Source organism: Rahnella sp. AN3-3W3, from assembly GCF_003263545.1.
Taxonomy (GTDB): Bacteria; Pseudomonadota; Gammaproteobacteria; order Enterobacterales; family Enterobacteriaceae; genus Rahnella; species Rahnella variigena.
The window spans coordinates 1-4,196 of the sequence record NZ_JYDG01000135.1; the positions used below are offsets into that span (position 1 = coordinate 1).

The window sequence follows — 4,196 nt, forward strand, 5'->3', positions numbered from 1 at the left end:
AGCCCTCCCCTTCGCAGGGGAGGGAGCAAAACGGGATTACTTAGTAGAAGCTTCGAAGCGACGTAACAGTAAGTTCCCGCGCTGTACTGCAGTGTCTAACGCTTCTTTAGCCGTTTTCTTACCGCTCCACACGCTTTCCAGTTCTTCATCCACGATGGTACGGATCTGCGGCATGTTGCCCAGACGCAGGCCTTTGGTGAACGGTAACGGTGGCTTGTTCAGCATCTGGCGGGTGGCGACGTCGGAACCCGGATTCTTCTCATAGAAGCCATCTTTTTTGGTCAGTTCATACGCGGCAGTCGTCACCGGCAAATAACCGGTTTTCTGATGCCATTCGGCTGCGATTTCCGGCGTGGTCAGGAATTGCAGGAATTCGGCAACGCCTTTGTAGGTGTCTTTATCTTTGCCGTTCATCACCCACAGGCTTGCACCGCCGATGATGGCGTTTTGTGGTGCGCCTTTGATGTCTGCATCGTAAGGCATCATGCCCACGCCGTAGTTGAATTTGGAATACTGACGGATGTCGGCCAGTGAACCGGAAGACGCGGTGGTCATCGCGCAATCGCCGTTATAGAACTTGGCGGTGGATTCATCTTTACGACCAAAATAGGTGAAATCACCTTTTTTGTTCATGTCTTCCAGCATCTGGATGTGTTTGATTTGCTCTGGTTTGTTGAATTCCAGAACCGCATCGGTGCCATCGAAGCCGTTGTTTTTGGTGGCGATTGGCAGACCGTGCCAGGCGCTGAAGTTCTCAATCTGGATCCAGCCCTGCCAGCCGCTGGCGTAACCACATTTCATGCCTGCTTCACGCAGTTTCTCGGTGTAGGCGGCCATATCCTGCCAGGTTTTCGGCGGCTGATCCGGGTTCAGACCGGCTTTCTTAAAAGCGTCTTTGTTGTAATACAGCACCGGCGTGGAGCTGTTAAATGGCTGGGACAGCAGGCGGCCTTTGGAATCGGAGTAATAACCGGAAACAGTCGGCACGAACTGTGAAACGTCTTCTTTAATGCCCGCATCGCTGAACACTTCGTAAACCGGTTTGATGGCTTTGCTGGCCATCATGGTCGCAGTGCCCACTTCGTAAACCTGCAAAATCGCCGGAGCATTACCGGTACGGTATGCCGCGATACCGGCCGCCAGGCTTTCGTCGTATTTGCCTTTATAGACAGGCACGATTTTGACATCAGGGTGCGTCTGGTTAAAACGGTCGGCCAGCGAGTTCACTTCTTTGCCTAACTCGCCGTCCATTGAGTGCCAGAAAGGAATTTCTGTCACAGCGAAAGCATTGGCGCTGAAAGCCAGCGTCAGCGCGGTGCCGATAACCGTTTTTTTGAGGTTGATGAACATGCCTGTCTCCTGAATTCTGCTGGTGTGCTGCAAGTGCAGAGAAATAATGGATGTTAAGAAACGTTTTTAATCGCAGGTAAAATGACACGGCTAAATGACAGAAAAATAACCGTTAAATGACAATGAAGTTACAGCAGCGTTAAATGCAGGTGACGGACAGATGGCAAAAAATAAGGCGCATCAGATTAACGATGCGCCTCAGGGATACGAAAAAGAGGGATTATAGTGCGCGTTTCAGACGGGCGACCGCTTCGTGCATTTGCTCTTCGGTTGCGGTCGCGAAGGAAAGACGGAAGGCCGAGTGATCCGGATTATCGGCATAGAAAAATTCGCCCGGCACAAACACCACGCCCTGCTCCAGCGTCTTTTTCATCCATTCAGCACAATTACGCGGCTCGCGGAAACGCGCCCACAGGAACATGCCGCCTTTCGGGTATTCAAATGTCAGCACGTCGCCCAGCTCGCGTTCCAGCAGTTCGGCCATGACCTGGCATTTCTTTTTATACGCCGCACGGATGGTTTCGATCTGCTTCGGCAGACGACCCAAACCGAGATAGTATTCCGCGATAGTCTGCGACAGCGCGCTGGCGTGCAGATCTGCGGCCTGTTTGATGATGGCAACTTTGTGCAGCAGCCAGTCAGGCATAATCACCCAGCCCAGACGCAGGCCCGGTGCCAGAATTTTAGAGAACGTCGAGGTGTAGATGATGTTTTCGGCGTAACCGAACAGCGATTTCGACAGCTCGAACAGCGTCGGCTGGCGTTCATCGGTGAAACGCAGTTCGCCATACGGGTCATCTTCTACAATCAGGAATTCGTGCTGTGCTGCCAGTTTCACCAGTTGCTCACGACGGGCGCGGCTCAGGGTCACGCCGCTCGGGTTACCAAACGTTGGCACCAGATACACGCCTTTGATTTTCTGCGTTTTCAGCAGTTCCGCCAGCTCGTCAACAATCATGCCATCGCCGTCAGAACCGACGGACAGCAGTTTGGCTTCGGCCAGTTCCAGCGTCTGTAACGCCGCCAGATAGGTCGGGCGTTCCACCACAAACACGTCATCCGGGTTCACCACGGCGCGCATCACCAGATCCAGCGCCTGCTGGGAGCCTGCGGTGACCACGATGTCGTCGGGGCTCGCCACCACGCCACGTTCCTGACAAAGCTCAGCAATACGCTCACGCAGCGTATAACTGCCTTCGGTCAGGCCATACTGAAAAGCGTGCTCAGGCTGTTCGGTGATCGCCAGTTGTGTGGCTTCACGCAGGCCGTCGAAATCAAAAAGCGCTGAAGAAGGAATACCACCCGCCAGTGAGATAACGCCTTCCATTTTGCTGTGTTTCAGCAATTCCCGGATGGCCGAACTTTTAAGCCTGACCATACGGGCGGCGAGTAAACCTTCTGTGTTCATGACATGTTCCTGATGATGTGCAAAGTTATAAGAATGTAAGAGATGTTAATTTATAGACAAAATAAAAACCGCAAAGCGCTTGCCGTGCGGTTTACCAGATTTATCACAGATTTTTAAAATGTGAAGCCACTTTATGCACCGAGATAGGCCGCACGCACCGCTTCGTTCGCCAGCAAGGCCGCGCCGGTATCTTCCAGCACCACATGACCGTTTTCCAGCACATAGCCGCGGTCGGCGAGTTTCAGCGCCTGATTGGCATTTTGTTCGACCAGGAAGATGGTCATCCCTTCTTCGCGCAGTTGCTGGATGGTGTCGAAAATCTGCTGGATGATGATGGGTGCCAGCCCCAGCGACGGCTCATCGAGCAGCAGCAAACGCGGCTGGCTCATCAGCGCACGACCAATTGCCAGCATCTGTTGCTCACCGCCGGACATGGTGCCCGAACGCTGAATGCGGCGCTCTTTCAGACGCGGGAACAGCGTAAACACGCGCTCCAGACGGGCATGATACTGGTCGCGTGTGGCAAAAAATCCGCCCATCGCCAGATTCTCTTCCACCGTCATACGTGAGAATACGCGACGGCCTTCCGGCACAATCGCGATATCGCCGCGCATGATTTTGGCGGTTTGCCACTGCGTGATGTCCTGACCTTCGAAAATGATCGAGCCGTTCGTCGCACGCGGTTCGCCACACAAACTGCCGAGCAGCGTGGTTTTACCCGCGCCGTTCGCGCCGATCAGCGTGACGATTTCCCCTTTATTAATACTCAGGCTGACTTCATGCAGCGCCTGAATTTTGCCGTAATGGGCGGATACCTGATTGAATGACAACATCTTGTTCTGTCCCTTAGCCTTCGCCCATCAACCTTCGCCTAAATAGGCGCGGATCACGTCAGGATTATTACGAATTTCAGCCGGTGTGCCTTGTGCCAGCGGCGTGCCCTGATTCACCACGTAGATGCGATCGGAAATGCCCATCACCAGTTTCATGTCGTGCTCAATCAGCAGAACCGACACGTTGTGCTGGTTACGCAGTTCGGCAATCAGCTGATTCAGCTCTTCGGTTTCACGCGGGTTAAGACCGGCAGCCGGTTCATCGAGCATCAGGATTTCCGGGCGCGTGACCATGCAGCGGACAATTTCCAGACGGCGTTGCTGACCGTAAGCCAGATTGCCAGCCTGACGGTTCGCCAGTTCGAGCAATCCGACACGTTCCAGCCAGTCGGCAGCGCGATCCAGCGCATCCGCTTCGGCGCGACGGAATCCCGGCGTTTTAAACAGCCCCGCCAGTACGCCGCTTTTCAGGTGCTGATGCTGGGCGACCAGCAGGTTTTCAATCACCGTCATTTCGCGGAACAGACGCACGTGCTGGAAAGTACGCACCACGCCCATGCGGGCAATTTTCTGCCCCGGCAATCCTTCCAGATGCTGGTCACGCA

The 4,196-nt window shown here is 54.2% G+C and carries 4 protein-coding genes; all 4 read right to left on the minus strand.

What is annotated here, in order from left to right:
• Window positions 1-36: 36 nt before the first annotated feature.
• A complete protein-coding gene (gene ugpB / locus UC15_RS25080; protein ID WP_112291887.1) occupies window positions 37-1,350 on the minus strand; it encodes a sn-glycerol-3-phosphate ABC transporter substrate-binding protein UgpB in 1,314 nt (437 codons plus the stop codon).
• 220 nt (window positions 1,351-1,570) lie between these two features.
• Window positions 1,571-2,758 carry a PLP-dependent aminotransferase family protein gene (locus UC15_RS25085; protein WP_112291889.1) on the minus strand — a complete coding sequence of 396 codons (1,188 nt, stop codon included), beginning with the start codon at window positions 2,756-2,758 and terminating at the stop codon, window positions 1,571-1,573.
• A gap of 131 nt (window positions 2,759-2,889) precedes the next feature.
• Window positions 2,890-3,591 (minus strand): high-affinity branched-chain amino acid ABC transporter ATP-binding protein LivF, encoded by a 702-nt coding sequence (gene livF / locus UC15_RS25090; RefSeq protein ID WP_112291891.1) that lies wholly within the window; start codon window positions 3,589-3,591, stop codon window positions 2,890-2,892.
• 27 nt (window positions 3,592-3,618) lie between these two features.
• On the minus strand, window positions 3,619-4,196 hold a 578-nt coding region (gene livG / locus UC15_RS25095), incomplete at its 5' end, for a high-affinity branched-chain amino acid ABC transporter ATP-binding protein LivG (RefSeq protein ID WP_112291893.1).

Coding starts and splice junctions, on each gene's coding strand:
- livF (WP_112291891.1), bottom strand. CDS start 3,591: ATGTTGTCATTCAATCAGGTATCCGCCCATTACGGCAAAATTCAGGCG.
- ugpB (WP_112291887.1), bottom strand. CDS start 1,350: ATGTTCATCAACCTCAAAAAAACGGTTATCGGCACCGCGCTGACGCTG.
- UC15_RS25085 (WP_112291889.1), bottom strand. CDS start 2,758: ATGAACACAGAAGGTTTACTCGCCGCCCGTATGGTCAGGCTTAAAAGT.